Origin of the sequence: Bacillus spizizenii TU-B-10 (assembly GCF_000227465.1) — a bacterium.
In the GTDB taxonomy this organism is placed as follows: Bacteria; Bacillota; Bacilli; order Bacillales; family Bacillaceae; genus Bacillus; species Bacillus spizizenii.
The window spans coordinates 1183104-1209608 of the sequence record NC_016047.1; the positions used below are offsets into that span (position 1 = coordinate 1183104).

Consider the following 26505-nt stretch of genomic DNA (forward strand, 5'->3'; position numbering starts at 1 on the left):
CTGATGCTGAAACATTCAGGTCAGTCCTTTTTTATGCGCTTTTGCCGCTCATAACTCGTCTCATTCCGGCATATGGTTAAGAATAAAGAATCTATGCAAAAAGGGGGAGGAGCCCGTGTTATTTTTTCCATGGTGGGTGTATCTTTGTATTGTAGGTATCATTTTCAGTGCATATAAACTTGTGGCGGCAGCCAAGGAGGAAGAAAAAGTAGACCAGTCTTTTATTGAAAAAGAAGGGCAGATTTATATGGAGAGAATGGAAAAGGAGAGAGAACGCCGCAGTTCTCAACAGCATGATGAAGAAAATCCAAACCATTCCATCGCATAAAAAAGCTGTGCAGCTCAATGAGCCTGCACAGCTTTTTTATTATTTAGAACTGCTGCTTGTTGAAGACGTGTTAAATGTGTCTTTCAGGTCTTTATCCTTCACTTCAACGTCAGCTTTCTTCATGACTTTTTGAACAGCTTCTTGGACAGCTGTGGTGTCATTTAATTTTTGTTCAAGAACTTCGGATTTCAGTTCTTTTTTCATATCATCGTATTTGCCGCGTTCTTCAGTCTTTTTAATAATGTGGTAGCCGTATTGTGTTTTGACAGGATCACTGACTTCACCTGTTTTTAATTTGAATGCAGCTTTGCTGAATTCAGCCACCATACCGTCTTTTGCGAACCAGCCAAGGTCCCCGCCTTGTGAAGCAGAATTGTCTGTAGAGTATTCTTTCGCAAGGTCTTCAAATTTCTCGCCTTTTTTCAGCTTTTTCTCTACTTCTTCAGCTGTCTTTTTATCAGCGACAAGGATGTGGCTTGCATGGATTTTGTCTTTTAAGCCTTCCCAGTACTCTTTAGTATCAGCATCTGTTACTTTGATGTTATCTTTAGCTGCCTTTTGCGTGAGCAATTCATATTTTACTTGTTCTTTAAGGTAATCCTTTCCATATTGCTCTTCGAGAGCAGTATATTGATCGCCAAGCTGTGTTTTGTATTCTTTTAGTTTGTTGTCAATTTCTTTATCTGTCACTTTATATTTCTTGTCTAATACTTTTTCTTGCACCAGCTGTGTCAGGACGCTTGCACCAGCTGTTTTCTTCATATTTGTGTAAAGCTCGCCTTTTGTTACATCGCCTGCGTCTGTTTTTGCGATGACTTCTTTGTCGCCGCTGCTGCAAGCACTGAGAGCGAGGATGCTTGTAGCAGTGATAGCTGCTATTGCGATTTTCTTCATTGTTTTCAAACACTCCTAATCATTCCAAATTAAATTACCTATGCGTATCATAACATATTGTGGCTTTCTGTAAAAAGATTTTAAATAAAGGGCATTCGTCTAGTCAAACTTTTGCTGATGGCATACTTATATATTGATCAAGAAAAGGAGGTATGTAACATGAGCGGAGGATACTCTAACGGATTCGCGCTGCTTGTAGTACTGTTCATTTTGCTTATCATCGTAGGTGCAGCTTACATCTACTAAGCAGCCCGGGGATCGCTTGCAAGATAAGCGATCCTTTATTTTCACTAGCGCCTAATCGTTTCAAGCATGAATTGCATAAGATGTAATTGGTAAATAAAGCTTTTTACAGGAGGTGCTTTTTAAGATGGGTGAAGTATTTGCAGGCGGATTCGCTTTATTGGTTGTGTTATTTATTTTATTGATTATCATCGGCGCTTCTTGGCTGTACTAATCAAAATAAAAAAGCATAGCTGCTGAATCAGCAGCTATGCTTTCTTTTGTATTTACACTGTAAAGGAGATCTCCACAAACGAAGAGATCAGTAAAATTAATATAGATACGTTAATAAATCGGAATACCTTATCTTGCCGCTCTTCAGGAATCTCTCTGACAAGGCATAATGTATTGGTGAGCCTGTTTATGAAATATAAAATAAACACGGCAGCCACGATAAAATAGAATAAAATGATGGGAGATTCCCCCTCTCTCTGAACTGTCCCATATTACATTACCAAATATTTATTAAAAAAGATAGAATGCAAATTGAAAAATCGCCACTAGCGCCAAGGATTGGCTACTTTTCAACAAGAATATCCAAGCCGTCTGCTTCCTGATCAATGAAAGCGGCTTTCGGCGCTTTTATCAGCTTGAGAGCCAGCAAGAAGTCAGGCAGACAGTAGCCGGCATGAATGCCCGAAATCATGCAGAAATAATGGGCGTGATTCGGAAAAGCCAGCGCGGCGTAAAACAGTACAGGCGTAATCAGCAAGAACGGGCTTACGAGTGAAATCAGCATTGTTGTTTTTGGTATTCGTTTCCATGTGCGCATGCGTAGTATATAAAACTTTTTTTCTATTTTTCTTTTTTTGCAGATGATTGGCAGGACATGGATGACTTTATGTACAAATAGAATAACGACGAGCAAACCGCCGAATAAAGGTACATATTCATCGCTTAAGCTTCTGCCAGGCCGCAGCAGCTCAAATGCTAAAAAGGTAGATATAAAAACCAAAATCATAAAACATACAGCAGTTAATATTATGCGAACGGCACCATAATCCTTCATGAGATTTATGGTCTTCCAGCAATTCATCAAAGTCATCCTTCCATACATCTTGAATAGAATCTCAAAATAATTTACTCCTCCCAAGAGAAAAAATCAATGCTTTTTTAAGAAAAAATATCATCCGGCAGGTATTTTTTTGAAACAAGCAAACAAACTGCGAAATATGGGGTTAGAACTTTCTTCTCAGTGAATTATCAGCTAAAATAAGATTAAAGATAGAAAGAAGTGGTGTGGATGGATTCGATGGATCATCGCATTAAGCGATTAGAATATTACATACAATTATTAGTGAAAACAGTAGATATGGACAGGTACCCCTTCTATGCGCTTCTCATTGATAAAGGGCTGAGCAGGGAAGAGGGGGAAGAGGTTATGAGGATATGCGATGAATTGTCGGAAGAGCTGGCAGCACAAAAAGCGCAAGGATTTGTAACCTTCGATAAGCTCCTTGCGCTTTTTGCCGGACAGCTGAATGAAAAGTTAGATGTTCATGAAACGATTTTTGCCCTGTATGAGCAGGGGCTTTATCAAGAGCTGATGGAAGTCTTTATCGATATCATGAAGCACTTTGATTAACTGTTTACAGGTTCGAGCTCTTCTGCCGGTTCATCCGCCGCACTGTCCTTTGCTTTTTTCTTCAGTTTTCCGTTTGCGCTTTCAAAGTCATTGTCAATATTGGTGAGTGACGTTTCGAAAATTTCCATAAAATCATCGCCGTAGATATGGCGTATCATACACATCATTTCAGCCACTTCAGGGAATTTTCCGAATAAATGATACAGAGGCTGTGACCCTTTAAAAACCGCGTTGCGTGTCGGATCAAATTCCTCAAGCAAGCTCCAGAATACCTCAGTGCCTTCCTCAGTCAATTGGACGTATGTGTTCCGTTTATCATTCAGCCGTTTGGAGAATCTTAAATATCCTCGTTCTTCCAGCTTTTTTGAAAAGTTGAATGCGGTTGATACGTGCATGACCCCGAATTTCGCGATTTCAGAAATGGAAGCTCCATTCAATTGATACGCAATCCATAAAATATGATGCTCATTAATATTCAGGTCATACGGTTTGAGCCATTGCTGCCAATCCTTCTCGATCGATTTCCAAAGAGCCTTGCTAAGCTGAGCCATTTTCTGGGTGAAGACCAGAGCCTCTTTCACATCATAGGGCGGTTCCACTCGATTCATTACGTCACCTGCTTCTCTTTTTCTTTTTCTCTATTATGCCAATAAAATAAAGATTAATAAAGATGAAAATGTAAGAATTTTTTAATAAATTCACAATCCATTGCGGTGAGAGGCTTTTTCGGCAAAAAAAAATGCGGGTCTAATTTTGGCCCGCATTTTTTTCTTTAGAATAGGATATTAGTTTTGTAAGGTTTTCTCCAGCTGTCTGATTTTCTCTTCAATATCAGCGATTTCTTTTTGCAGATCCTGCTGGTGAGGCTTGATCTCTTCCTGCCATTTTTTAATGGACGTTTGGAGCTCGCCGCTCACGTCTTTAATGACATCTGTACTTTCTTTTGCCGCTTTGATCAGCTGGTCTTTTAATGCAAGCCCGTCTGATTTTAAGCGTTTGATCGTTTCTTCGAAAGAATCATAATTGGTTTTCATTTTTTCACGCAGCTGCTTTCCTGAGGAAGGTGCAGAAAGAAGAACTGCTGCTCCTCCGATGATGCCGCCTACGAATAGTCCTGTTAATAGAGAACGTCCGTCCGCCATTACAATCACCCCGTCTTTTTCTTGAAAATAGGATTCATTCAGCATTTTTCATTTTTGTTGAAAGCCTGAACTTCTATACATAGCTTGCTTTATTTTAGCATATTTTTTAAGTGAAAAGGAGGGAGAAGGTTGTCTGTCTTTATGATTGTGTTATCCTGCATCACCCTTGCCTTCGCTTCAGGCGCTGTTTACTATATCAGACTTCTCAGCCAGGCTGCTTCTTATCCGCCCAAAAAGGTCATCCGGCAGAAAGCGCTTGTTTGTTCAACCGGAACCGCCTTTACACTATGTCTTATCTTTTTCACAAAACTCTTCGCTTAAAACATGCTGACATGCTGCGGGCTCTCTGTTCGAAAAAAACCTCTCCCGGAAGCGGAAGAGGTTTTGTGTGACAATTATTTAGCAGCTTCCATAAAGCTCGAACGTCTTAAAATGGTTTGGACAATTGGATAAATAATGATCATTGCAATTGTATTCAGCACAGTTGCCGGCAGAACAACTGCTGCGAACAGTGCGGCAAAACCGCCGGGCAAACCGACGATCAATAAAGCTGACGATAAAAATACAATTCCCGATAAGATGGTCCCGATTGCTGTCAGCACAGCGGCTGCACCTGTTTTCTGGCTCTTTCTGAACAAGAGGAACAGGATGAAGAACAGAAACGCGGACACGGGTTTATCGATGATGTTAGGAATCTGTCCGGCTGGAAATGCGGTTGTAAGCGCGGAGATGATTCCGGTCACAATCCCGATGACGAGTACGTTTTGCACCCGCGGGAACAGAAGGATGCCCATGAACATCATGATCAGCATCATATCTGGTTTCATGCCGCCTAAAAAGGGCGGAATAATGGAATGAAGCGCTGCGCCGATTGCGGCAAACAGAGCCATAATGACTAACTCTTTTGTTTTCATATCTATGCTCTCCTCTGCTAAGCTTTTTGCCCTCCAATAATATGCTCGTCATTTATTGCGAAGGCTTAAAGAATATGATATGCAAACAGTATACCAAACGGATCGTTTGCATAGCCAGACTTTTTACTCATTTTCTTGCTGGAATTTCTTCATGAACGCAGCTAATTTTTCACAGTCTTCGAGAGACACCGCGTTATAAATAGAAGCGCGGCAGCCTCCTACTGAACGGTGTCCGCCAAGCCCGACCATTTTTGCTTCTTTTGCTTCCTGAACGAATGTTTTCGTTAATTCGTCATCACGAAGCGTGAAGGTAACGTTCATACGTGAGCGGCTGTCCTTTCTGGCATGCCCTTTATAGAATCCGTTGCTTTCATCAATACAGCTGTAAAGCACTTGTGCTTTTTGCTCATTGCGCTGTTCAGCAGCTTCCACACCGCCGTTTTCCTTCAGCCATTCCAGAACAAGGCTCAGCATATAAATCGCAAATGTCGGCGGAGTGTTGTAGAGTGAGTCCGCTTTGACATGCGTTGAATATTTCAGGACTTTTGGAACGTTCGCATTTTCATTCTGCAGCCAAGTTTTTTTCATGATGACAACTGTCACGCCGGAAGGGCCGAGGTTCTTTTGAGCGCCTCCGTAGATCACGTCAAACTTGGACACATCAATTTTTCTGCTTAAAATATCGCTGGACATGTCAGCGACGAGTGGAATAGGGGAATTCGGGAATTCCTGCCACTGTGTGCCGAAAATCGTATTGTTGGACGTGATATGTAAATACGCGCCGTCTTTTACATCCGTAAGGTCAATCTCCGGAATGTAGCTGTAATGATCTCCTTCACTTGTAGCTGTTACAGAGGTGTTCCCGAACAGCTTTGCTTCAGCGAGGGCTTTTTCGGACCAAGCCCCAGTCATCACAAAATGCGCGGTTTTTTCAGGTGTTAAAAAGTTCATTGGAAGCATTGAGAATTGAAGGCTTGCCCCGCCTTGAAGAAACAAAATATCGTAATCTTCCGGGATGCCCATCAGTTCAATTAAAAGGCTTTTCGCTTTTTGGTGCACCGCTTCATACTCTTTGCTGCGGTGGGAAAGCTCCATAACTGACATGCCGGATTCGTTAAAATCAATAAATTCTTTCTGTGCTTTTTGCAGAACTTCCAATGGCAGCGCTGCAGGACCTGCGTTAAAATTCGTTGTACGTTCCATCATGATCTCTCCCTGTTTTCCACGTTAATGTATAAAATAATACAATTATCCTATCACAAAAATTCAGTTTTTTGATAAAAAATTAGAATAATCAAAAGAAATCGACGGATGTTTGCGAAATGTTCACAAATAAAATAACCTCATCTTATGATGAGGCCAGGCGTTTTGCGATAGAGGAAGAGATGTTCTGCAGATCCTCCGGTTTGTAATCATCAGCATGTGTTTTCCAAACCGCTCCGAATCCATCTCCTTTTCCGTAGCGCGGGATAATATGCATATGGTAGTGGAAAACAGATTGTCCTGCTTTTTCTCCGTTATTGTTCAGCGTATTTAAGCCGATCGGTTCAAATTCATCCCGGATAGCGCGGGCGATTTTCGGAACGGCGTGAAAATATTGTTTTGCTAATTCATCCGTAAATTCATACACATTTTCGATATGTGTTTTCGGAATGACAAGCGTATGACCCTTTGTCACTTGGCTGATATCAAGAAAGGCCAGTACATGCTCATCTTCATACACCTTTGCGGACGGAATGTCGCCGGCGATAATTTTACAAAAGATGCAATTCTCTTCACAATGCATGAGGGTTCCTCCTTATGAAATTGTTTAGTATGTATACACTCATCGTACCACAGAAATGCAGAAAATAGAAAACAGGATGAACGGCGAGCGTTCACCCTGAATGCAGAGGAAGAGCTTATATGAAGAAAATGTGATATGCCTTTGGTAAGCACCTCATTTGTCAATAAAATGAAGACTTGTTTAATGCCTAACGATTCCTGCGATAAACACCTCATTTGACAATTTGCTTCATAATGAAGAATTCATCAATTCAGTGAAGAGAAATGGTTTCAGCATTGGACATGTTTATTTTCTATCCAACTGTATCTAAGACGTCTTTGACAAACACCTCATTTTTCAGTTGATATGCTTTTCCTCTACGACCATTATGATGTCCAGAAACCTGTCTCTTTATGACAGCAAATTCATCATTTGTTAAAAGGGAATTGTTTCAAATCAGGCCTTGTTTTTGGTACTATGAAGAAAAACAATATAAGGGGAGAAACTATGTCTCTGCTATCGGTAAAAGACTTAACCGGCGGATATACAAGGAATCCGGTTTTAAAAAACGTATCATTCACCCTTGAACCGAATCAAATTGTCGGCTTAATCGGGCTGAACGGTGCTGGTAAAAGTACAACAATCAGACATATCATCGGGCTGATGGACCCGCATAAAGGTTCAATCGAATTAAACGGAAAAACCTTTGCTGAGGACCCGGAAGGCTACCGTTCACAATTCACCTATATACCTGAAACACCTGTTTTATATGAAGAGCTGACGCTGATGGAGCATCTTGAATTAACAGCCATGGCATACGGCCTATCAAAAGAAACGATGGAGAAAAGGCTGCCGCCGCTTTTAAAGGAATTCCGAATGGAAAAGAGGCTGAAGTGGTTCCCGGCTCATTTTTCTAAAGGGATGAAGCAGAAGGTTATGATCATGTGCGCATTTTTGGCAGAGCCGGCACTCTACATTATTGATGAGCCTTTTCTAGGGCTTGATCCGCTTGCGATTAACGCGCTGCTTGAACGGATGAATGAAGCGAAAAAAGGCGGGGCGAGCGTGCTGATGTCAACGCACATTTTGGCAACGGCAGAACGCTATTGTGATTCGTTTATTATTTTACATAACGGCGAGGTGCGGGCGCGTGGCACGCTGTCTGAGCTCAGAGAGCAGTTTGGAATGAAGGACGCGGCGCTGGACGATTTGTATCTTGAGCTCACAAAGGAAGACGCTGGCCATGAATAATATGCTTGATATTTGGCAGTCGCGGCTGCAGGAGCATATCAAAGAAACAAGAACGTACATGAAATATATGCTCAACGATCACCTCGTCATTGTTTTGATCTTTTTTCTCGCGGGCGCTGCAAGCTGGTACAGCAAATGGATACGGGACATTCCTGCTCACTTTCCGTCCTTCTGGGTGATGGCCGTGCTGTTTTCGATCGTGTTGACAAGCTCTTATGTGCGGACGCTTTTGAAGGAGGCTGACCTTGTCTTCTTATTGCCGCTTGAAGCAAAAATGGAGCCGTACTTGAAGCAGGCGTTTGTCTACAGCTATGTGTCTCAGCTGTTTCCGCTGATTGCATTGAGCATTGTTGCAATGCCGCTATATTTCGCTGTTGCACCAGGGGCTTCGCTTGTATCGTATGCGGCAGTCTTCGTTCAGCTTTTGCTGCTGAAAGCGTGGAATCAGGTGATGGAATGGCGTACGACCTTCCAGAATGACCGAAGCATGAAACGGATGGATGTGATCATCCGCTTTGCGGCGAATACGCTCGTTCTTTATTTTGTTTTCCAATCTGTTTATATGTATGCTCTTGTGGTCTATGTCATTATGGCTGCTCTTTATCTGTATATGTCTTCGGCAGCAAAACGGAAAACGTTTAAATGGGAGAGCCATATTGAGTCCGAATTGAGACGCAAGCAGCGTTTCTATCGGATTGCCAACCTGTTCACTGATGTGCCGCATTTACGGAAGCAAGCGAAACGCAGAGCGTATCTTGACTTTTTGCTGCGGCTCGTGCCATTTGAACAGCGCAAAACGTTTGCCTACATGTTCACCCGCGCCTTTTTGCGTTCAAGTGATTATTTGGGTATTCTCGTCAGGTTAACGGCCATTTTCGCGCTGATCATTATGTATGTGTCGGCAAGCCCGCTCATTGCAGGGGTTTTGACTGTGTTTACCATTTTCATTACGGGCATTCAGCTTTTGCCGCTGTTCGGCCACTTTGACCATCTGGCGCTTCAAGAGCTTTATCCTGTGAAAAAAGAAACGAAGCGGAAAAGCTATTTCTCTCTATTAAAAACTGCACTTACCGTTCAAGCACTGCTGATATCTGCAGCATCTGCCTATGCTGCCGGCTTGACAGGTTTTCTTTATGCGCTGATCGGTTCTGCTGTTCTGATTTTTGTTGTTCTGCCGTCTTATATGACAACAAGACTGAAAAAACATGGAAAGCTGTGAGCTAAAAAAAGGGGTAGATCAAATGACAGACAATCAGCTGCTGATGCAGGAAGCCCTTCAATGGAAAATGCATTTTTTGCGGAAGGATTCCATGTTTGAACGCTTTTCGAAGCGTGTGCAAACAAAGGTGAATGAGCGGATTCCTGAAAAAATCCATACGGTCGTCACTGAGAGCGTGAAAAAAATGGTGGAAGCGACGATGGCCGGCTCCAATATCATCACCTATAAGAAGGATACAAGCGAACTTTCGCTCAGTGAAAAAAACGAGCTGGCGAAAAAAACGGTTGCTTCTTATCAGAAGGTGGCGGCTGCTGAGGGAGTTGGCACCGGAGCGGGCGGCATTTTTTTAGGTATTGCCGATTTCCCGCTGCTGCTTTCGATTAAAATGAAGTGTTTATTTACCTTATCCTCCATTTATGGCTTTGATGTGAAGGATGCACAAGAAAGAATGTTCTTGCTGCTTGTGTTTCAGCTTGCGTTTTCGAGTGATGACTGCCGCAAAGCGCTTTTTTCTGTCATCGACAATTGGGAGACGGAGAAAAAGAGCATCGATTGGAGAGTGTTCCAGCAGGAATATCGCGATTATATCGACGTCGTGAAGCTTTTGCAGCTTTTACCCGGAGTAGGAGCAGCTGTCGGCGGAATTGCCAATTATAAGCTGCTTGCTCAGCTTGGAGAGACGGCAAGACACGTTTTTCACCTGAGAATATCAAAGGAAACAGCCGGAGAATAAACACTCCGGCTGTTTTTTTATAGCTTATGATAGGTAATCGCAGCGCCCGCAAGGACCTTGGCCGCAGTCAGCATCGCTTTTTCATTAATATCAAATTTCGGATGGTGGTGGGAATAGACGCGCTCTGACTGTTCAGGAGCGGCCCCTGTAAAGAAAAAGGTGCCTTTGACGTTTTGTAAGTAATAAGCAAAATCCTCGCCGCCCATTTGCGGTTCACCGTCAATGACCTGCTGAACGCCCTCTGTGTTCTTTGCGATGCTGACCAAGTGGCTCGTTTCTGCAGGATGGTTTACAACCGCCGGATAGCCTCGTTCATAGTTGTACTCATAGGATGCACCGTGCATGCTGCACACTCCTTTTACAACCGCTTCAATTTCTTTCTCCAGAATAGTACGGACATTTTCGTCAAAAGAACGCGCTGTACCGATGAGTGTCGCTTGGTCTGCGATGACATTAAACGGGTTGTCGGCGATGAACGAGCCGGTCGAAATGACGGCGGATTGAATCGGGTTGACTTTGCGGCTGACAATGTGCTGCAAGGAGGAAACGATTTGCGAGCCGATCAGGACGGCGTCTTTTGTATCATGCGGGTGAGCGCCGTGGCCGCCCTTCCCGAGGATTTTTATCGTGAATCGGTCCGCCGCCGCCATCACGGCGCCGGGGCGGCAGAGAATGGTTCCGAGCGGCTCAGTCGCCCAAAGATGCGTGCCGAATATCACATCCGCGTTTTCGAGACAGCCGTCATCGATCATTGGCTTTGCGCCTCCCGGATAATATTCTTCCGCATGCTGGTGGATCATCACAAATGTTCCCTTCAGCTCATGTCTGTTTTGGTGAAGGACCTTCGCCACTGCGAGAAGAGCTGCCGTATGGCCGTCATGGCCGCATGCGTGCATGACACCTGGCACTTTGGAGGCGTAAGGAACATCTTTTTCATCTTGAATGGGAAGGGCGTCAAAGTCGGCCCGCAAAGCGACGGTGGGGCCTGGTTCGCTTCCTTCTATATATGCTAAAACCCCTCTGCCGCCGACATTCGTGCGGATCGGGACTCCTAACGATTCATAATAGGAAGCAATAAATGCAGCGGTTTTTTCTTCTTGAAACGAGAGCTCAGGATACATATGAAAATGGCGCCTGATCTCGACCATTTCTTCAAAACAGCTGTCGAGCTGTTTGTTTATCTCTTTCTGCAGTATGGATATGGACAAAGCCGCTTCCCCCTTTTTCTATGCTTTTCCATGATTGTATAGAAAAAGTCTGAATATTTCAACTCGTCGAATTTCAAAGCAACATCATGGCTGCGATGGTTGTCACTGAAAGGCCAATTGCAACGGGAATGAAGTTTTTTCTGGCAAGCTCAAAAGGATCAACTTTGCAAATGGCCGCCGCGGGAATCAGCGCCCATGGGACCAGTGTTCCGCCGCCCACCCAGATGGCAGATATTTGGCCGAGCGCGGTCAGAACGGCGGGATCAGTATGAAGAGCGGACGAAAAGAGCTTGGCGATAGAGCCTGCGAGAGAAATGCCTGAAAACCCTGATCCGTCGAGGCCGGTTATGGCTCCGGCGGCAGTTAAAGCAGCAGCGGCAAGCTCCTTTGACATGGGCATCATGTGGGATAAAGCAATGCCGAGATCATTGACAATTCCGTGGGAGCCTTTAGGGAGTGAAGTGCCTAGTATGTTTTTATAGCCTGAGTCACCAAGATAAAAGAAAGCGGCAATCGGGATGACGGGGCCGAAAACCTTAAAGCCGAACTGGAATCCATCAATAAAATAACCAGTGATTTTTTCAAGCCCTTTTTGCTTATACACGAGAAAATGAACGATCAGAAGGATGCAGATGGCAGACCCGCCAATTAAGGCGGTCGCATCATTTCCCTGTAGGTTAAACAAGAGCATGCAGGCAATATCCGCAAGAAAGACAAGCGGAATCAAAAAAGCCAGTATGGACCGCAGGCGTTTTGGCAAGTACAGCGAGGTGTCTTGTTCGCCAGAACGTACAGGGGAAAAAGAAGCTGGACCCAGCTGTTTTTTGCGTTCGCGCTGAATCATGATAAATGCAGCGGTTGTTGTGGTCACGCCCATAATCAGCACAAGGGGAATACTCGCTGAGATGACATCACCGACTGGAATGCCTGCTGCATCCGCTGTCAGCTTTGGTGCCGCCTGAATGACAAAGTCTCCTGACAAAGCAAAACCGTGTCCGAATAAGTTCATGGCCATGGCTGCGGCAATAGGCGGCAAACCGGCGCGGGCGGCTGCTGGGAGCAGGATGGCACCGATCAAAGCGACACCTGGAGAAGGCCAGAAGAAGAGAGAAATGGCGAACATCAGGCCGCCAATCAGCCAGTAGGCAGTCACAGGACCTTTCACAAGGCTTGCAAAGGGAGAAATCATCGCTTCATTTATCCCTGTTTTTGTTAACAAATCACTCATCGAAACGATAAAACAAATGATGAAAATCGTGGGCAGCAGTTCGCCGGCCGCGTAGATAAAGCTGTGGAATAAACTGCTGACAGAGGCTGAAAGTGAATGGCTGGCCCATAGCGATATGATAAAAATGCCGAATAACGAAATAAAGGTCGTATCTTTCCGCAGCAGCATAAATAGGATAATCGCCCCAATAAAAAATACATACAGAACATGGACAGACAAAATCCCGACTTCCATCATTGATCACTCCTTCCGCTTCCTACAGATTATTCATAGGCGGGCGGAAGGTGCCGGGACGGAAGGCTGGGTTATGATGGAAGATAGACATTGATCTGTTTTAGCTGCTCGATCAAATGATGCTATAAGACTCTATTCGCTTTTTGCTGATGTTCCGGGTAGCATTCAGGTGAAAAAATGATGCCCCATCGGCAAGCCAGTTTTTTCTGTAACCGATGATGCTTTCCGAGGGCTTTAAAAATGAACTATCCGCGCGCTGCATCTCGTAATCATCATATCCGAAGTGGAAACCGTAGCACGGGCACAATTTTTCACTTTGCTTTCCGTCCAATAAATAAGCTGCCGGACACGCCGGCAGCTATTCGACAGCGGAATATGTGGTGACATACGAAGGCCGGGAGAAGATTGACGTTGTATCAATTCCGGCAGACGTGCCGCGTTTTTTGTGGGCTTCTTTGTATGAATCGGACTGCTGCCAATCTTGAAAGGCTCTTTCCGTTTCCCACAAGGTGAGAATGACATAGGTGTCACTGTCAAGCGGACGGAGCACACGAATCGCTTCAAAACCGGGCTCGCTTTCGACTTTTCCCGCTCTGTTTTTAAATTTGTTTTCAAACAGCGGACGTCCTTCCTGAGTGACGGCAATATTGTTCAATACTGCAAAACCGGGATGCTTCATCTCTCCGGCTTGGTCAATCACTTCATAAGCGTGGGGTGCCTGGAAAACCGTATCTCCGCTTGTTTCGTGGATCAAAATCGCGTTTTCCTGCCCCTGCATCAAAAGGATATTTTCCGAGGGATGCTTCTTTACGATCGTTTTTAAAAAATCGGCTGTCCCATATGTAATATAAACCTTCATATCAGCCACCTCCTGCTTGCTAGTATATCAAAACAATGGTATAAGTTTCTATTGGCGAGTGCTTCGAACATAATTCCAAACAATTTTTCCCATACTACCTTTAGAAAGGCGAGGTGAGTTCATGTTTAAGATAAAGAAAAAGAAACTATTTATACCCATCATTATTTTAGTGTTAACTGCTTTTCTCGCTTTAATAGGATATATTTCAATTATTTTTCTCGGACATTATGTCATAGATGAAAAGAAGCTCATTCTTCATGCATCTTCAAAAATTGTGGATCAAAACGGAGATGAGGTTGCAAGCCTGTATACAGAAAATCGTGAGCCTGTCTCGATCAATGAGATTCCGAAGCAGGTAAGAGAAGCGTTTATCGCTGTTGAGGATAAAAGGTTCTATGAGCATCACGGTATTGATGCAAAATCTGTCGGAAGGGCAGTATATCGCGATATATTAGCAGGCGGAAAGGTGGAAGGCGGAAGCACGATCACCCAGCAGCTTGCCAAAAATATTTTTCTGACACATGATAAAACGTTTTTAAGAAAAACAAAAGAAGTGATCATTGCGATCAATCTTGAACGGGATTACAGCAAGGACAAGCTGCTGGAAATGTATTTGAACCAGCTTTACTTTGGACATGGAGTCTACGGTATACAAGCGGCGTCCCACTATTATTTTAATAAAGAAGTAAAAGATTTAACTGTATCCGAAGGTGCGGTTTTGGCCGCTATTCCGAAGGCGCCTTCTACGTATTCTCCGGTTTTGCATCCAGATAAAAGTAAGGAGCGGCGTGATACGATTCTTGGCATGATGAATGACCAAGGCTACATCAGTGCGAAAGAGGCTGTCAGCGCGCAGGGGAGGACGCTTGGGCTGAACGTGAAGAAGCAGTCGGAAACACCATGGTTTGACAGCTATATTGATCTTGTGATTGAAGAGGCGGAGGACAAGTACTCGATTTCCGGAGAGCAGCTCCTTCAAGGCGGATATACGATCAAGGTGCCGCTCGATTCGAAGCTGCAAAAGACGGCTTATCAGGTGATGAAGCAGGGAAGCTATTATCCCGGAACAGATCAGAATGCCGAAGGAAGCGCGGTCTTTATCAATAACAAGACAGGCGGTGTGGAAGCGGCGATCGGCGGAAGAGATTACACAGCTAAAGGGTACAACCGTGTCACAGCTGCCCGCCAGCCGGGTTCCACATTTAAGCCGCTTGCAGTATACGGACCGGCGATGCAGGAAAAGAAATTTAGGCCCTACTCTCTATTGAAGGATGAGCTACAATCCTACGGAGATTATACGCCGAAAAACTATGACAGCCAGTATGAGGGCGAAGTGACCATGTCTGACGCCATTACGTACAGCAAAAACGCGCCGGCTGTCTGGACGCTGAATGAAATAGGCGTCGAAACAGGAAAATCTTATTTGAAAGCAAACGGCATGGATATCCCTGATGAAGGGCTTGCTCTCGCTCTAGGCGGCTTGGAAAAAGGCGTTTCGCCGCTCCAGCTTGCCGGCGCATTTCATACGTTTGCCGCGAATGGAACGTATACTGAACCGTACTTTATTTCCAGCATAAAGGATGAAGACGGAGAAACAATAGCCGATCATAAAGAAGAAGGAAAGCGGGTATTCAGCAAGCAAACGTCCTGGAATATGACGAGAATGCTGCAGCAGGTGGTCAAAAACGGAACGGCAACGTCCGGCACTTATCACGGCGACCTGGCGGGAAAAACCGGTTCTACTTCTTATACTGGCGTCTCCGGAGCGACTAAGGACGCCTGGTTTGCAGGCTATACGCCGAAAATAACCGGGGCTGTCTGGATGGGCTATGACAAAACGGATCAAAGCCATTACTTAAAAGGCGGCAGCGCGTATTCGACGAGAATGTTTAAGGATATTTTGACACAGGCTGGAGAAACCGGTTCTGTGTTTGCGAAGCCTAAAAACGTCAAAGAACTGGAAAGCCCAATTAAGCTGGAGCCGGTCAAAACACTGAAAGCAGATTACACATTTAAAGCTGCGGGGCTCTTTACCATTGAATTAAAATGGGACGCTCAAGAGGATGATCGGGCCGTATACAGAATTTATGTAAATAAGGACGGCAAGGAGACGCTTCTTGATTCAGTTGAAGGAAAGGGAAGCTATGAAATCCCTTATGCCAACTTGTTTTCGGGCGCTTCTTATAAAATTGTGCCTTATAATACACAGACAAAGAGAGAAGGGGAAGGAACCGATTACGTTCAGCCTAAATTGTTTTCCTCTTAATGGAATTCGGCGATTTTTTGAACTTTGAGCCTCACTTCTATACCATTTGCCTAAAACAAGGTATAGTGTAATAAGTCAAGAAATACGAACGTATGGTTGCAGTATGAAAGGTGGAAATCAGATGAGTAAACGAGAAACGTTTAACGAGACGTTTTTAAAAGCGGCACGGGGAGAAAAAGCGGATCACACGCCTGTATGGTATATGAGACAAGCAGGGCGATCACAGCCGGAATACCGTAAGCTGAAGGAAAAGTACGGATTGTTTGACATTACACATCAGCCGGAACTTTGTGCGTATGTCACAAGACTGCCGGTTGAGCAATACGGAGTCGATGCTGCAATCCTTTATAAAGATATCATGACTCCGCTGCCGTCAATCGGTGTGGATGTTGAAATCAAAAACGGGATCGGGCCTGTGATTGATCAGCCGATCCGGTCTCTGGCGGACATTGAAAAACTCGGTCAGATTGATCCGGAACAGGACGTGCCGTACGTGCTTGAGACGATTAAACTGCTTGTCAATGAGCAGCTTAACGTCCCGCTCATCGGTTTCTCAGGTGCGCCTTTTACGCTGGCCAGCTATATGATCGAAGGCGGACCGTCGAAAAACTACAATAAAACAAAAGCCTTCATGTACAGCATGCCGGATGCATGGAATCTGCTGATGTCCAAGCTTGCCGACATGATCATTGTGTATGTGAAAGCGCAGATTAAGGCAGGCGCAAAAGCGATTCAAATCTTTGATTCGTGGGTCGGCGCGCTGAATCAAGCAGATTACAGAACATACATCAAACCCGTGATGAACCGGATCTTTTCAGAGCTTGCGGAGGAGAATGTGCCGCTGATCATGTTTGGTGTAGGCGCAAGCCATCTGGCAGGTGATTGGCATGACCTTCCTCTCGATGTTGTCGGGCTCGATTGGAGACTCAGTATTGATGAAGCCAGATCAAAAGGCATCACCAAAACAGTGCAGGGCAACTTGGACCCGTCCATTTTGCTTGCGCCATGGGAAGTCATTGAGAAGAAAACGACGGAAATACTTGATCAGGGCATGAAATCGGACAGCTTCATTTTTAACCTTGGACACGGGGTATTTCCTGACGTCAGTCCTGAGGTTTTGAAAAAACTGACAGCATTTGTCCATAAATATTCACAAAACAAAAAAATGGGTCAATATTCCTAAGCATATCTTTTGGTATCTGGATGATATCCTGTCAAAATGTTTGTATCAGATCATTAAAGAGGGTGTAAACAGTGAGTAGAAAGAAAATGGGGCTTCTCGTTATGGCGTACGGCACGCCTTATAAAGAAGAAGATATCGAACGTTATTATACACATATCAGAAGAGGCAGAAAGCCTGAACCTGAAATGCTTCAAGATTTGAAAGACAGATACGAAGCAATTGGCGGCATTTCACCGCTTGCCAAAATCACAGAAGAGCAAGCGCACAAGCTTGAACAGCACTTAAATGAGATTCAGGACGAGATTACGTTTAAAGCGTATATCGGACTGAAGCATATCGAGCCATTTATTGAAGATGCTGTAGCAGAGATGCATAAGGACGGGATTACAGAAGCGGTCAGCATCGTGCTGGCACCGCATTTCTCCACGTTCAGCGTGCAGTCCTACAACAAACGTGCCAAAGAAGAGGCTGAAAAACTTGGCGGCTTAACGATTACGTCTGTTGAAAGCTGGTACGATGAACCGAAATTCGTGAAATATTGGGTTGACCGAGTGAAGGAAACATATGCGTCAATGCCTGAAGATGAAAGAGGAAACGCGATGCTCATTGTATCTGCACACAGTTTGCCGGAAAAAATCAAAGAATTTGGAGACCCGTACCCGGACCAGCTTCATGAATCGGCGAAATTGATTGCTGAAGGCGCAGGCGTTTCCGAATATGCTGTCGGCTGGCAAAGCGAAGGGAACACGCCTGATCCTTGGCTCGGGCCTGATGTGCAGGATTTAACGCGTGATTTATTCGAACAAAAAGGCTATCAGGCATTCGTATATGTCCCTGTCGGATTTGTAGCGGATCATTTAGAAGTGCTTTATGATAATGATTATGAATGCAAAGTGGTTACAGACGATATCGATGCAAGCTACTACCGCCCGGAAATGCCGAATGCAAAGCCGGAATTTATTGATGCATTAGCAACAGTTGTATTAAAAAAATTAGGACGTTAAAGAAGGCGATGAACATGAGTGACGGCAAAAAACATGTAGTCATCATCGGCGGCGGCATTACCGGTTTAGCCGCCGCCTTCTATATGGAAAAAGAAATCATAGAAAAAAATCTGCCCCTTGAGCTGACGCTTGTTGAGGCAAGTCCGAGAGTCGGCGGGAAAATTCAAACTGTCAAGAAAGACGGCTATATCATCGAAAGAGGGCCTGACTCATTTCTGGAACGGAAGACAAGCGCTCCGCAGCTTGTCAAAGATGTCGGCCTTGAACATTTGCTTGTCAACAATGCGACGGGACAATCCTATGTGCTTGTAAACCGCACCCTGCATCCAATGCCGAAGGGCGCCGTGATGGGGATACCGACAAAAATTGCGCCGTTCGTTTCAACCGGTCTGTTTTCTGTGTCTGGGAAGGCAAGGGCTGCTATGGATTTCATCCTGCCTGCAAGCAAGTCAAAAGACGACCAGTCATTGGGAGAATTTTTCCGCAGACGTGTCGGAGATGAAGTGGTTGAGAATTTAATCGAGCCCCTTCTATCAGGCATCTACGCTGGCGACATTGACAAGCTCAGCCTAATGTCGACTTTTCCGCAATTTTACCAGACGGAACAAAAGCACAGAAGCTTAATTCTCGGCATGAAAAAAACAAGGCCTCAAGGCTCCGGCCAGCAGCTCACGGCTAAAAAGCAAGGGCAGTTCCAGACCCTTTCAACGGGTTTGCAGACCCTTGTCGAAGAGATCGAAAAACAATTAAAGCTGACGAAGGTATACAAAGGGACAAAAGTGACCAAGATCAGCCGCGGCGGCACTGGCTACTCGCTCGATCTGGATAACGGCGTCACACTTGATGCTGAATCAGTGATTGTGACTGCTCCGCATAAAGCGGCTGCAGGAATGCTTTCTGAGCTTCCTGCCATTTCTCATTTAAAAAATATGCACTCCACATCCGTGGCAAATGTCGCCTTGGGTTTCCCTGAAGGCGCAGTCCAAATGGAGCATGAGGGAACGGGCTTTGTTATCTCAAGAAACAGTGATTTCGCGATCACAGCCTGTACGTGGACGAACAAAAAATGGCCGCACGCAGCGCCTGAAGGCAAAACGCTGCTTCGGGCATATGTCGGAAAAGCCGGAGACGAATCGATTGTCGATCTCTCAGATAACGACATTATCAACATCGTGTTAGAAGACTTAAAGAAAGTCATGAACATAAACGGGGAGCCGGAAATGACATGTGTCACCCGCTGGCATGAAAGCATGCCGCAGTACCATGTCGGCCATAAGCAGCGCATCAAAGAACTGCGCGAAGCACTGGCCTCTGCATATCCGGGTGTCTATGTGACAGGCGCTTCTTTTGAAGGTGTCGGAATTCCCGACTGCATTGATCAAGGAAAAGCTGCCGTGTCTGACGCGCTTACCTATTTATTCAGCTGAAAACCTCCGCCTGGCGGAGGTTTTTTGTTGTGCGATGGCAATATTGTGTAAAAAAAATGATTGAATTGATCAGCGGGTTATGATACATTTGCATATGTACTTAATGACTAAAATGTTCAAACGGTCAGTTTCGAGGTGAATACAATGTCAATAGATCGAAAAAAGCTCATTTTGGAGGCGGCCACAAAGTCTTTCACCCAGTTCGGGTATAAAGCGACGACAATGGATCTTGTGGCAAAGCTTGCGAACGTGGGGAAGGGAACCATTTATACTTTTTTCAAAAACAAAGAAGAGCTGTTTGACGAGATTTTCACTACTTTATTGAAGGAAATGAAGCAAAAAGCGGACGAAGCGATGGAGCCGAACCTTCCGTTCCATGAAAATGTGCACAGGGCGCTGTTTGCCATTCTGGAGTTCAGGAAAACACATCAGCTGACGATTAAAATTTTCCAAGAAAATGCTGAGATTGGTACAATGGCAGTTCAGGAAGTGATCCAGAAAATGGAGCGAGGCATCTTGTCTTATATAAAAAGCAAGATTGAAGACGGGATCAAGAATGGTGCAATCAAGCCGTGCGATCCTGAGCTGACAGCTTTTGTGATGCTGAAGCTTTATATCGCGCTTATTTTTGATTGGGAAAAACAGCATCCCCCGCTCGATAAAGAGACGATTGCGGAACTGCTTGAGTTGTATGTTGTCAAAGGATTGTCAGCCAACTAGATAATCCTTTCTCTTTGTAAGAAAATGACCATTTTTCATGATGAGTCAGTTTTAGAATGGAGGCATCAGGATGAACACAATACGAAGTCAGTGGAAAGACATCGTAACGAGTAAAAAATTATTAATTCCCATCATTGCCATTTTGTTTGTCCCGCTTATTTACAGCGGCGTGTTCTTAAAGGCTTATTGGGACCCATACGGCACAGTTGACCAGCTGCCTGTCGTTGTCGTCAACCAAGACAAAGGAGCAACGTATGAAGGAGAAAAACTTCAAATCGGTGATGATCTGGTCAAAGAATTAAAGGATAATAATAACTTTGATTGGCATTTTTCCAGTGATCTTGACCAATCGTTAAAGGACTTATTAAATCAAAAATACTATTTAGTTGTCGAGATTCCTGAGGATTTTTCTAAGAATGCCAGCACTGTATTGGACAAAAATCCGAAAAAGCTGGATCTGAAATACCATACGAATGCCGGTTCGAACTATGTAGGGGCAACGATCGGTGAAAAAGCGATTGATAAACTAAAAGCCTCTGTTTCTAAAGAAGTGACCGAGCAATATACGAAAGTCATTTTTGATAACTTTAAAGAGATCGCCAAAGGTTTGAGCGACGCGAGCAGCGGAGCGAAAAAAATCGATGACGGCACAAAGGATGCGAAAAACGGAAGCGCCCAGCTGAAAGAAAATCTGGAGAAGCTGAAGGAAAGCACTGCCACTATCAGTGACAAAACGGCGCAGCTTGCAGATGGAGCGGCTCAGGTGACAAGCGGTATCCAATCACTTGACAGCTCGCTCGGAAAATTCCAGGACAGCAGCAATACGATTTATGAAAACTCAGGAAAGCTTGCGGCAGGATCAGGCGAGCTGACAGGCAAGCTGAATGAACTTCTTGCCGGACTTCAAAAAGTGCAGCAGGGCTTGCCTAATCTCACAAACGGGCTGGATCAGCTCAACAGTAAAGCCCAAGAAGGTTCTGAGAAAGCAGCAAAAGCGGAAAAGCTCATAAATGCAGTCGATTTAACGAAGCTTGAAACAGCTGTGAACAACCTTGAAAAGTCAGAAACAGCGATGAAAGATTTCCAAAAACAGCTGAAGGACTTTGAAAACAGCTTAAAAAACCGTGATCAGGCATTTAAAAATCTCATCAATTCGAGTGACTTCTTAACAGCGGAGCAAAAAAGCCAGCTGATCAACTCTGTTGAGAAGCAGCTTCCGCAAGTTGATGCGCCTGATTTTGATCAAATGTTAAGCCAGCTTCCTACTGCTGATCAGCTGCCTGACATTGCAACGATTAAAAGCTCTCTGGAAGATGTGAAAGCGCAGGTGGCACAGCTAAAAGCATTGCCGGAAGCTACATCTAAGCTTTATAACGGCGCAAAAACGACTCAAGATGCGATTGACAGATTAACTGAAGGAACCCAGAAGATATACAACGGTTCACAGCAGCTGACAGAAAACCAAAATAAACTGACAGCGGGTATCGGTGAATATAATAAGCAATTCGCAAAAGCAAAAGCAGGCTCAGAGCAATTGGTAACAGGAAGCAGTCAAGTATCTGGCGGATTGTTGAAACTGTTAGACGGGTCTAAACAAGTCCAAAGCGGATCATCAAAACTCGCAGAAGGATCTGAATCACTTGATACAGGTTTAGGGAAGTTATTAGACGGCACAGGACAGCTGTCTAGTAAGCTGAAGGATGCGGCTGATCAAACAGGAGATATCGATGCTGACGATCAAACATACGGCATGTTTGCCGATCCGGTTAAAACAAATGATGACGCCATTCATTCCGTTCCTAACTACGGAACAGGGCTGACACCATATATCCTGTCAATGGGCTTGTATGTCGGCGGCATCATGCTGACGGTGGTCTTCCCGCTGAAGGAAGCGTCAGGACGTCCTAGAAACGGTTTTGAGTGGTTCTTTAGCAAATTCAATGTCATGATGCTCGTTGGAATCATTCAATCGCTGATTGTGGCGACAGTTCTGCTTCTGGGAATTGGTCTCGAGGTAGAGAGCACGTGGAGATTTTACGTGTTTACGATCATTACGAGTCTCGCTTTCCTAGCGATGATTCAATTTTTGGCGACAACGATGGGCAATCCGGGACGATTTATTGCAGTCATTATTTTAGTGCTGCAGCTTGGTGCCAGCGGAGGAACCTTCCCGTTAGAATTGCTTCCAAATTTCTATCAAGTCATCCATGGCGCATTGCCGATGACCTACAGCATTAACGGGTTCAGAGCGGTCATTTCAAACGGGGATTTTGGCTACATGTGGCAGATGGCCGGCGTCTTAATCGGCATTGCCCTCGTTATGATTTTGCTGAGCATTACTTACTTTACAATGTTAAGCCGGAAGGAAGAAACTTCAGAAGAACAGCCGGCTTCATAATGAAAAAGAACTTGTTTCCTTTGAAACAAGTTCTTTTTTTATTACATTCCCCATTTGACAAGCAATCCTGTATAGGTTAATCCGCCGCCGAATCCGAAAAGCATCACGGTTTGATCTTTTTTCAGCTTTCCGGCTTTCACTGCGAGATCCAGCGCCAAAACAATCGAAACAGAAGACGTGTTTCCGTAGTATTCGACACTGGTGAGCGTTTTTTCAATCGGGAAAGGTGTTTTTTCACAAATCGACTCGATCATGCGCAAGTTGGCGCTGTGAGGCACAAACCAATCGAGGTCGCAGCTTGTCAGACCTGCTTGATGTAAAAGACGTTCAAATTCGCGGGGAACGGTTCTCGCTGCCCATTTATACACTTCACGGCCGTTTTGGACCATTTTACCGGAACCGGCAAGCTGCACCCCGTTTCGTTCATTCCGCAGTCCGGCACGATACAAAATATCTCCGCCGTTCCCGCTTGTTCCTTGGACAGACGCAAGAAATCCGGGCGCCTCTTCATCTCGTTCAACCAACAGCGCACCTGCAGCGTCGCCGAACAGAACGCATGTCGTTCGATCGGTATAATCCGTTACTTTTGACAGTGTCTCTCCGGCGATGACGAGAATTTTTTGATGAAGGCCGGATGTGATTAATCCGTTTGCCAAATGAAGGCCGTATGTCAGCCCGGCGCACGTCGCATTAATATCCAACGCGCCGGTGCTTTCCCAGCCGAAATATTCCTGCACACGGCATGCCGTACTCGGAAAGGCATAATCGGATGTTGTTGTGGCAACGAGGATCATATCGACATCATCAAGTGTCCCTTCATAACGGCTCTTAAGATCCTTCACCGCTTCGATGCATAAATCAGAGGTAAACTGCTGTTCATCCGCAATACGGCGTTCTCTCATTCCTGTGCGCTGAACAATCCATTCATCTGACGTATCAACGATCTTTTCTAAATCAGCATTGGTTAAGCGCCTGCTCGGCGCATAGGTGCCGATAGCTGAAATTTTTGCTTTTGACATATGTATCACTCCTTATGATCAGATTATAACACTAGATATTAGTATCTGGTACTAAAAAGAAGGTTTTTTCATAAAAAAAGAGAAAATGTGAAATAGGGAATCTAGAAATAGAAAAAGGAGGCTGGTAAATGGTCAGTCAAGAAGCAATAGTCTTTATGGCGTTCTCTGGAGCTGTTGCGTTTTTGTTGCCGATCGGACTGATAGTATGGTTTAAGCGAAAGTATGGCGCCTCGTTAAAGGTGTTTTTTATTGGCGCTCTCACGTTTTTTGTCTTTGCTCAGCTATTGGAGGGCGGCGTTCATGTTTATGTACTGCAAGTGAATGAAATGACGAAAGAAGCCATGCAAAATCCATTGTGGTATGGCATTTACGGCTGCTTGATGGCTGGGATTTTTGAGGAGTGCGGAAGGTATATCATGATGAGAATTTTTTTGAAGCGCCATCATGCTTGGGCGGATGGCCTGGCTTTCGGAACGGGCCATGGCGGGCTTGAAGCCATCCTGATTACTGGCGTGTCCTCTATCTCGCTTATTGTATACGCAATTGCGATGAATAGCGGAACGTTTGAACAGCTTTTGATCAATGAAGACATCAAACAGGTGCTTCTGCCGATTCAGGAGCAACTGCTGCATACCCCTTCGTATGAATGGCTGCTGGGGGGAATAGAAAGAATCAGTGCGATTGCTGTTCAAATCGGACTGTCGCTGCTTGTCTTGTATGCGGTTAAAAGCCGCCGGCCGCTGTTTTTGCTGTATTCTATTCTTTTACATGCACTCTTTAATGTACCGGCGGTTTTATACCAAAAAAGAATAATAGAGCATGCTGCTGCTGTTGAAATCATTGTTGCTCTAATAGCTGCAGTATCAGTCTATTGGATTGTAAAAGCAAAAAGTCTCTTTCAATAAAAAAGTCCAAGCAGCAGCACAGCCCGCTTGGAAAAATGCGAATGGAAATATTCATTAAGCATGGGTCATCAGAATATTTCTGATTCAGTCCTTAGCAATGACAGCAAGAGTGTCTGTGTTTTTTACAAGAGAAACAATGGTTTTTCTTTCTTTTCTTCTTCTCGCAAGGGTCATGGCATTCTTTCTTCTTCTCACAAGGGTCATGGCATTCTTTCTTTTTCTTGCAATGGTCATGGAAATCTTTATCGAACCACTCGTCAAAGAACCAAAACTCATCAAACCAATCGCGACAATGATGTTTCCGTTCATGTGAATGACGACAGCACATAGATATCCCTCCTCTTCCCATGCTTACTACAGCATATGAGAGATTGATAGGAAAAGATTGGACGGGTCCCTCGGGAAAAGAGTATATTTTATATAGAAAAATAAAAGGAGGAATGTCCTATGACGTCCGTACGTAAAACGATGGAGCTCATTAAAGAACTTGTATCGATCCCAAGCCCGACAGGAAATACATATGAGGTGATCAATTATATTGAAAGCCTTTTAAAAGAATGGAAGGTAGAAACGGTTCGGAACCATAAGGGCGGCTTAATTGCAACGCTTCCCGGACGCGACACATCCCAGCACCGCATGCTGACGGCGCACGTTGACACCCTCGGCGCTATGGTAAAGGAAATTAAAGCTGACGGCCGGCTGAAAATCGATTTGATCGGCGGGTTCCGCTACAACTCGATTGAGGGGGAGTATTGCCAAATTGAAACCGTCTCGGGAAAAACGTATACAGGCACAATTTTAATGCATCAAACATCAGTGCATGTATACAAGGATGCGGGAAAAGCTGAACGCAATCAAGAGAATATGGAGATCCGCCTTGATGAACCTGTTCACTGCCGGAAAGATACCGAGGAGCTTGGCATTGGCGTCGGAGATTTTGTGTCGTTTGATCCCCGTGTCGAGATCACATCAAGCGGATTTATTAAATCGCGCCATTTGGATGATAAGGCAAGCGTCGCCTTATTGCTCCGCTTAATTCATCAAATTCAAACAGAAGAAATTGAATTGCCGTATACAACTCATTTTCTTATTTCGAATAATGAAGAAATCGGATACGGCGGGAATTCGAATATTCCTCCTGAAACAGTCGAATATTTGGCGGTTGATATGGGAGCTATCGGTGACGGGCAGGCGACAGATGAATATTCAGTATCAATCTGTGTGAAGGATGCGAGCGGGCCGTATCATTATCAGCTGAGAAAGCATTTAGTCCATTTAGCCGAGAAGCATCATATCGACTATAAGCTTGATATTTACCCATACTACGGGTCGGATGCGTCAGCAGCGATCAAATCCGGGCATGATATTGTGCATGGCCTCATCGGGCCGGGAATTGACGCTTCGCATGCATTTGAACGCACCCATAAATCGTCTCTTCGCCATACGGCTAAGCTTCTGTACTATTATGTACAGTCACCGATGGTATAAGGGGGGAAGGCGAAATGAAGATGTATGAGCTGAAAAGCACTTTCGGCTGGGAAGGTGATGACGGTTTGGGGGAACAGCTGATTCAGCAAATCCTCGCCGGAGAAAAAACAGCCACGTGCGCCCCAAAATCATTATATTCAAAAGATGAATTGAGTGACGTGTATCAAACGGCGGGGCAGCTTGTTACCGTTTATGATAAACATGACAATCCGAGATGCAATATAAAAGTGACAGATGTGTTTGAAACGACCTTTGGAGCGCCTGATATGAGGTTAGTCAAAGGAGAGGGCAATGGAGATCGAATTGAGGAATTTCAGGAAGACCATCGGATGGCATGGGCGGAACTGATCAAAAATGGTGAACTAGAGCTGAATGAGGATACTGTTTTGATTACAGAGCTGTTTGAGCTTGTTAAAGATTAAAAAAGCCTGCGGGGCAAGAACCTCGCAGGCT

At 44.7% G+C, this 26505-nt stretch carries 30 protein-coding genes and 1 pseudogene; 18 read left to right on the forward strand and 13 right to left on the reverse strand.

Features of this window, described 5'->3' with window-relative positions:
* Positions 1-115: 115 nt before the first annotated feature.
* Positions 116-328, forward strand: a complete 213-nt coding sequence (gene yhaL, locus GYO_RS27800; RefSeq protein ID WP_003239506.1) for a sporulation protein YhaL — start codon at positions 116-118, stop codon at positions 326-328.
* Positions 329-367: 39 nt separating this feature from the next.
* Here the strand turns inward: yhaL and prsA are convergent, their stop codons facing one another.
* On the reverse strand, positions 368-1222 hold the full coding sequence (prsA, locus tag GYO_RS27805) for a peptidylprolyl isomerase PrsA (protein ID WP_014113231.1): 855 nt from the start codon (positions 1220-1222) through the stop codon (positions 368-370).
* Positions 1223-1381: 159 nt separating this feature from the next.
* On the opposite strand from prsA, the gene yhzE1 reads away from it, so the two are divergent.
* Together yhzE1 and yhzE2 are read left to right on the forward strand one after the other, a co-directional pair.
* Positions 1382-1468 (forward strand): sporulation protein YhzE1, encoded by an 87-nt coding sequence (gene yhzE1, locus GYO_RS43290; protein ID WP_003327753.1) that lies wholly within the window; start codon positions 1382-1384, stop codon positions 1466-1468.
* Between the two features lie 124 nt (positions 1469-1592).
* The gene (gene yhzE2, locus GYO_RS27815) at positions 1593-1679 is read left to right on the forward strand and encodes a sporulation protein YhzE2 (protein WP_003155248.1); all 87 of its coding nucleotides are present in this window, start codon (positions 1593-1595) and stop codon (positions 1677-1679) included.
* A gap of 52 nt (positions 1680-1731) precedes the next feature.
* Here the strand turns inward: yhzE2 and GYO_RS43295 are convergent, their stop codons facing one another.
* Together GYO_RS43295 and GYO_RS27820 are read right to left on the reverse strand one after the other, a co-directional pair.
* Positions 1732-1914 carry a hypothetical protein gene (locus GYO_RS43295; protein ID WP_024571667.1) on the reverse strand — a complete coding sequence of 61 codons (183 nt, stop codon included), beginning with the start codon at positions 1912-1914 and terminating at the stop codon, positions 1732-1734.
* 107 nt (positions 1915-2021) lie between these two features.
* Complete coding sequence (locus GYO_RS27820) at positions 2022-2540, reverse strand: DUF3267 domain-containing protein (RefSeq protein ID WP_014113233.1); 519 nt, start codon at positions 2538-2540, stop codon at positions 2022-2024.
* A gap of 207 nt (positions 2541-2747) precedes the next feature.
* On the opposite strand from GYO_RS27820, the gene GYO_RS27825 reads away from it, so the two are divergent.
* Positions 2748-3089 (forward strand): YhaI family protein, encoded by a 342-nt coding sequence (locus GYO_RS27825; protein ID WP_014113234.1) that lies wholly within the window; start codon positions 2748-2750, stop codon positions 3087-3089.
* On the opposite strand, the gene GYO_RS27830 is transcribed toward GYO_RS27825, so the two are convergent.
* Both GYO_RS27830 and GYO_RS27835 read right to left on the reverse strand, forming a co-directional pair.
* The gene (locus GYO_RS27830) at positions 3086-3697 is read right to left on the reverse strand and encodes an HTH-type transcriptional regulator Hpr (protein ID WP_014113235.1); all 612 of its coding nucleotides are present in this window, start codon (positions 3695-3697) and stop codon (positions 3086-3088) included. The two genes, GYO_RS27825 and GYO_RS27830, sit on opposite strands and share 4 nt — an antisense overlap.
* 177 nt (positions 3698-3874) lie before the next feature.
* Positions 3875-4231 carry a YtxH domain-containing protein gene (locus GYO_RS27835; protein ID WP_003224279.1) on the reverse strand — a complete coding sequence of 119 codons (357 nt, stop codon included), beginning with the start codon at positions 4229-4231 and terminating at the stop codon, positions 3875-3877.
* A 129-nt stretch (positions 4232-4360) separates the two neighbouring features.
* Here GYO_RS27835 and yhzF point away from each other — a divergent pair, with 129 nt between their 5' ends.
* Positions 4361-4552 (forward strand): membrane protein YhzF, encoded by a 192-nt coding sequence (gene yhzF, locus GYO_RS27840; protein WP_003239499.1) that lies wholly within the window; start codon positions 4361-4363, stop codon positions 4550-4552.
* Positions 4553-4626: 74 nt separating this feature from the next.
* On the opposite strand, the gene trpP is transcribed toward yhzF, so the two are convergent.
* From trpP to GYO_RS27855, 3 genes are all read right to left on the reverse strand, one after another.
* A complete protein-coding gene (gene trpP, locus GYO_RS27845) occupies positions 4627-5145 on the reverse strand; it encodes a tryptophan transporter TrpP (RefSeq protein ID WP_003224283.1) in 519 nt (172 codons plus the stop codon).
* Positions 5146-5268: 123 nt separating this feature from the next.
* Positions 5269-6348: a 3-phosphoserine/phosphohydroxythreonine transaminase gene (serC, locus tag GYO_RS27850; protein WP_014113236.1), complete on the reverse strand. Its 1080-nt coding sequence runs from the start codon at positions 6346-6348 to the stop codon at positions 5269-5271.
* 145 nt (positions 6349-6493) lie between these two features.
* Positions 6494-6931, reverse strand: coding sequence for an HIT family protein (locus GYO_RS27855; protein ID WP_003224286.1), 438 nt, complete (start codon positions 6929-6931; stop codon positions 6494-6496).
* Between the two features lie 486 nt (positions 6932-7417).
* On the opposite strand from GYO_RS27855, the gene ecsA reads away from it, so the two are divergent.
* The 3 genes from ecsA to GYO_RS27870 are packed head-to-tail and all read left to right on the forward strand — an operon-like array spanning position 7418 to position 10113.
* Entirely contained in the window at positions 7418-8161 is a 744-nt protein-coding gene (gene ecsA / locus GYO_RS27860; RefSeq protein WP_003233230.1) for an ABC transporter ATP-binding protein EcsA, read from the forward strand.
* Positions 8154-9380, forward strand: coding sequence for an ABC transporter permease EcsB (gene ecsB, locus GYO_RS27865; protein ID WP_014113237.1), 1227 nt, complete (start codon positions 8154-8156; stop codon positions 9378-9380). Before ecsA ends, ecsB begins: the two co-directional genes overlap by 8 nt.
* 22 nt (positions 9381-9402) lie before the next feature.
* On the forward strand, positions 9403-10113 hold the full coding sequence (locus GYO_RS27870; protein WP_014113238.1) for an EcsC family protein: 711 nt from the start codon (positions 9403-9405) through the stop codon (positions 10111-10113).
* A 17-nt stretch (positions 10114-10130) separates the two neighbouring features.
* Here GYO_RS27870 and sndC read toward each other — a convergent pair whose 3' ends face one another.
* The 4 genes and pseudogenes from sndC to hmoB all read right to left on the reverse strand — a co-directional run bounded on the left by sndC (position 10131) and on the right by hmoB (position 13642).
* Positions 10131-11321 carry an N-acetyl amino acid acetylase SndC gene (sndC, locus tag GYO_RS27875; protein ID WP_041520909.1) on the reverse strand — a complete coding sequence of 397 codons (1191 nt, stop codon included), beginning with the start codon at positions 11319-11321 and terminating at the stop codon, positions 10131-10133.
* A gap of 73 nt (positions 11322-11394) precedes the next feature.
* Positions 11395-12786, reverse strand: coding sequence for a hypothetical protein (locus GYO_RS27880; RefSeq protein WP_080010063.1), 1392 nt, complete (start codon positions 12784-12786; stop codon positions 11395-11397).
* A gap of 119 nt (positions 12787-12905) precedes the next feature.
* A pseudogene (locus tag GYO_RS44270) lies at positions 12906-13093 on the reverse strand (hypothetical protein); the annotation flags it as partial.
* Between the two features lie 48 nt (positions 13094-13141).
* The gene (gene hmoB / locus GYO_RS27890; protein ID WP_014113243.1) at positions 13142-13642 is read right to left on the reverse strand and encodes a heme-degrading oxygenase HmoB; all 501 of its coding nucleotides are present in this window, start codon (positions 13640-13642) and stop codon (positions 13142-13144) included.
* Between the two features lie 121 nt (positions 13643-13763).
* On the opposite strand from hmoB, the gene GYO_RS27895 reads away from it, so the two are divergent.
* The 6 genes from GYO_RS27895 (at position 13764) to GYO_RS27920 (ending at position 22640) form a co-directional block, all read left to right on the forward strand.
* Positions 13764-15908, forward strand: a complete 2145-nt coding sequence (locus GYO_RS27895; RefSeq protein WP_014113244.1) for a transglycosylase domain-containing protein — start codon at positions 13764-13766, stop codon at positions 15906-15908.
* Positions 15909-16029: 121 nt separating this feature from the next.
* Complete coding sequence (hemE, locus tag GYO_RS27900; protein WP_003224305.1) at positions 16030-17091, forward strand: uroporphyrinogen decarboxylase; 1062 nt, start codon at positions 16030-16032, stop codon at positions 17089-17091.
* A 71-nt stretch (positions 17092-17162) separates the two neighbouring features.
* Positions 17163-18095 (forward strand): ferrochelatase, encoded by a 933-nt coding sequence (hemH, locus tag GYO_RS27905; RefSeq protein WP_014113246.1) that lies wholly within the window; start codon positions 17163-17165, stop codon positions 18093-18095.
* Positions 18096-18109: 14 nt separating this feature from the next.
* Positions 18110-19522 (forward strand): protoporphyrinogen oxidase, encoded by a 1413-nt coding sequence (gene hemY, locus GYO_RS27910; protein WP_014113247.1) that lies wholly within the window; start codon positions 18110-18112, stop codon positions 19520-19522.
* Between the two features lie 144 nt (positions 19523-19666).
* On the forward strand, positions 19667-20242 hold the full coding sequence (locus GYO_RS27915) for a TetR/AcrR family transcriptional regulator (RefSeq protein ID WP_014113248.1): 576 nt from the start codon (positions 19667-19669) through the stop codon (positions 20240-20242).
* Between the two features lie 70 nt (positions 20243-20312).
* On the forward strand, positions 20313-22640 hold the full coding sequence (locus GYO_RS27920) for a YhgE/Pip family protein (protein ID WP_014113249.1): 2328 nt from the start codon (positions 20313-20315) through the stop codon (positions 22638-22640).
* Positions 22641-22681: 41 nt separating this feature from the next.
* Here the strand turns inward: GYO_RS27920 and fabHB are convergent, their stop codons facing one another.
* Positions 22682-23659 (reverse strand): beta-ketoacyl-ACP synthase III FabHB, encoded by a 978-nt coding sequence (gene fabHB, locus GYO_RS27925; RefSeq protein ID WP_014113250.1) that lies wholly within the window; start codon positions 23657-23659, stop codon positions 22682-22684.
* A gap of 128 nt (positions 23660-23787) precedes the next feature.
* Here fabHB and GYO_RS27930 point away from each other — a divergent pair, with 128 nt between their 5' ends.
* The 4 genes from GYO_RS27930 to GYO_RS27945 all read left to right on the forward strand — a co-directional run bounded on the left by GYO_RS27930 (position 23788) and on the right by GYO_RS27945 (position 26474).
* Positions 23788-24564 carry a YhfC family intramembrane metalloprotease gene (locus tag GYO_RS27930; protein ID WP_014113251.1) on the forward strand — a complete coding sequence of 259 codons (777 nt, stop codon included), beginning with the start codon at positions 23788-23790 and terminating at the stop codon, positions 24562-24564.
* Between the two features lie 97 nt (positions 24565-24661).
* Positions 24662-24877 carry a hypothetical protein gene (locus GYO_RS44275; RefSeq protein WP_041520910.1) on the forward strand — a complete coding sequence of 72 codons (216 nt, stop codon included), beginning with the start codon at positions 24662-24664 and terminating at the stop codon, positions 24875-24877.
* 134 nt (positions 24878-25011) lie between these two features.
* Positions 25012-26052, forward strand: a complete 1041-nt coding sequence (locus GYO_RS27940) for a M42 family metallopeptidase (protein ID WP_014113255.1) — start codon at positions 25012-25014, stop codon at positions 26050-26052.
* Positions 26053-26066: 14 nt separating this feature from the next.
* Positions 26067-26474 carry an ASCH domain-containing protein gene (locus tag GYO_RS27945; protein ID WP_014113256.1) on the forward strand — a complete coding sequence of 136 codons (408 nt, stop codon included), beginning with the start codon at positions 26067-26069 and terminating at the stop codon, positions 26472-26474.
* Positions 26475-26505 lie beyond the last annotated feature (31 nt).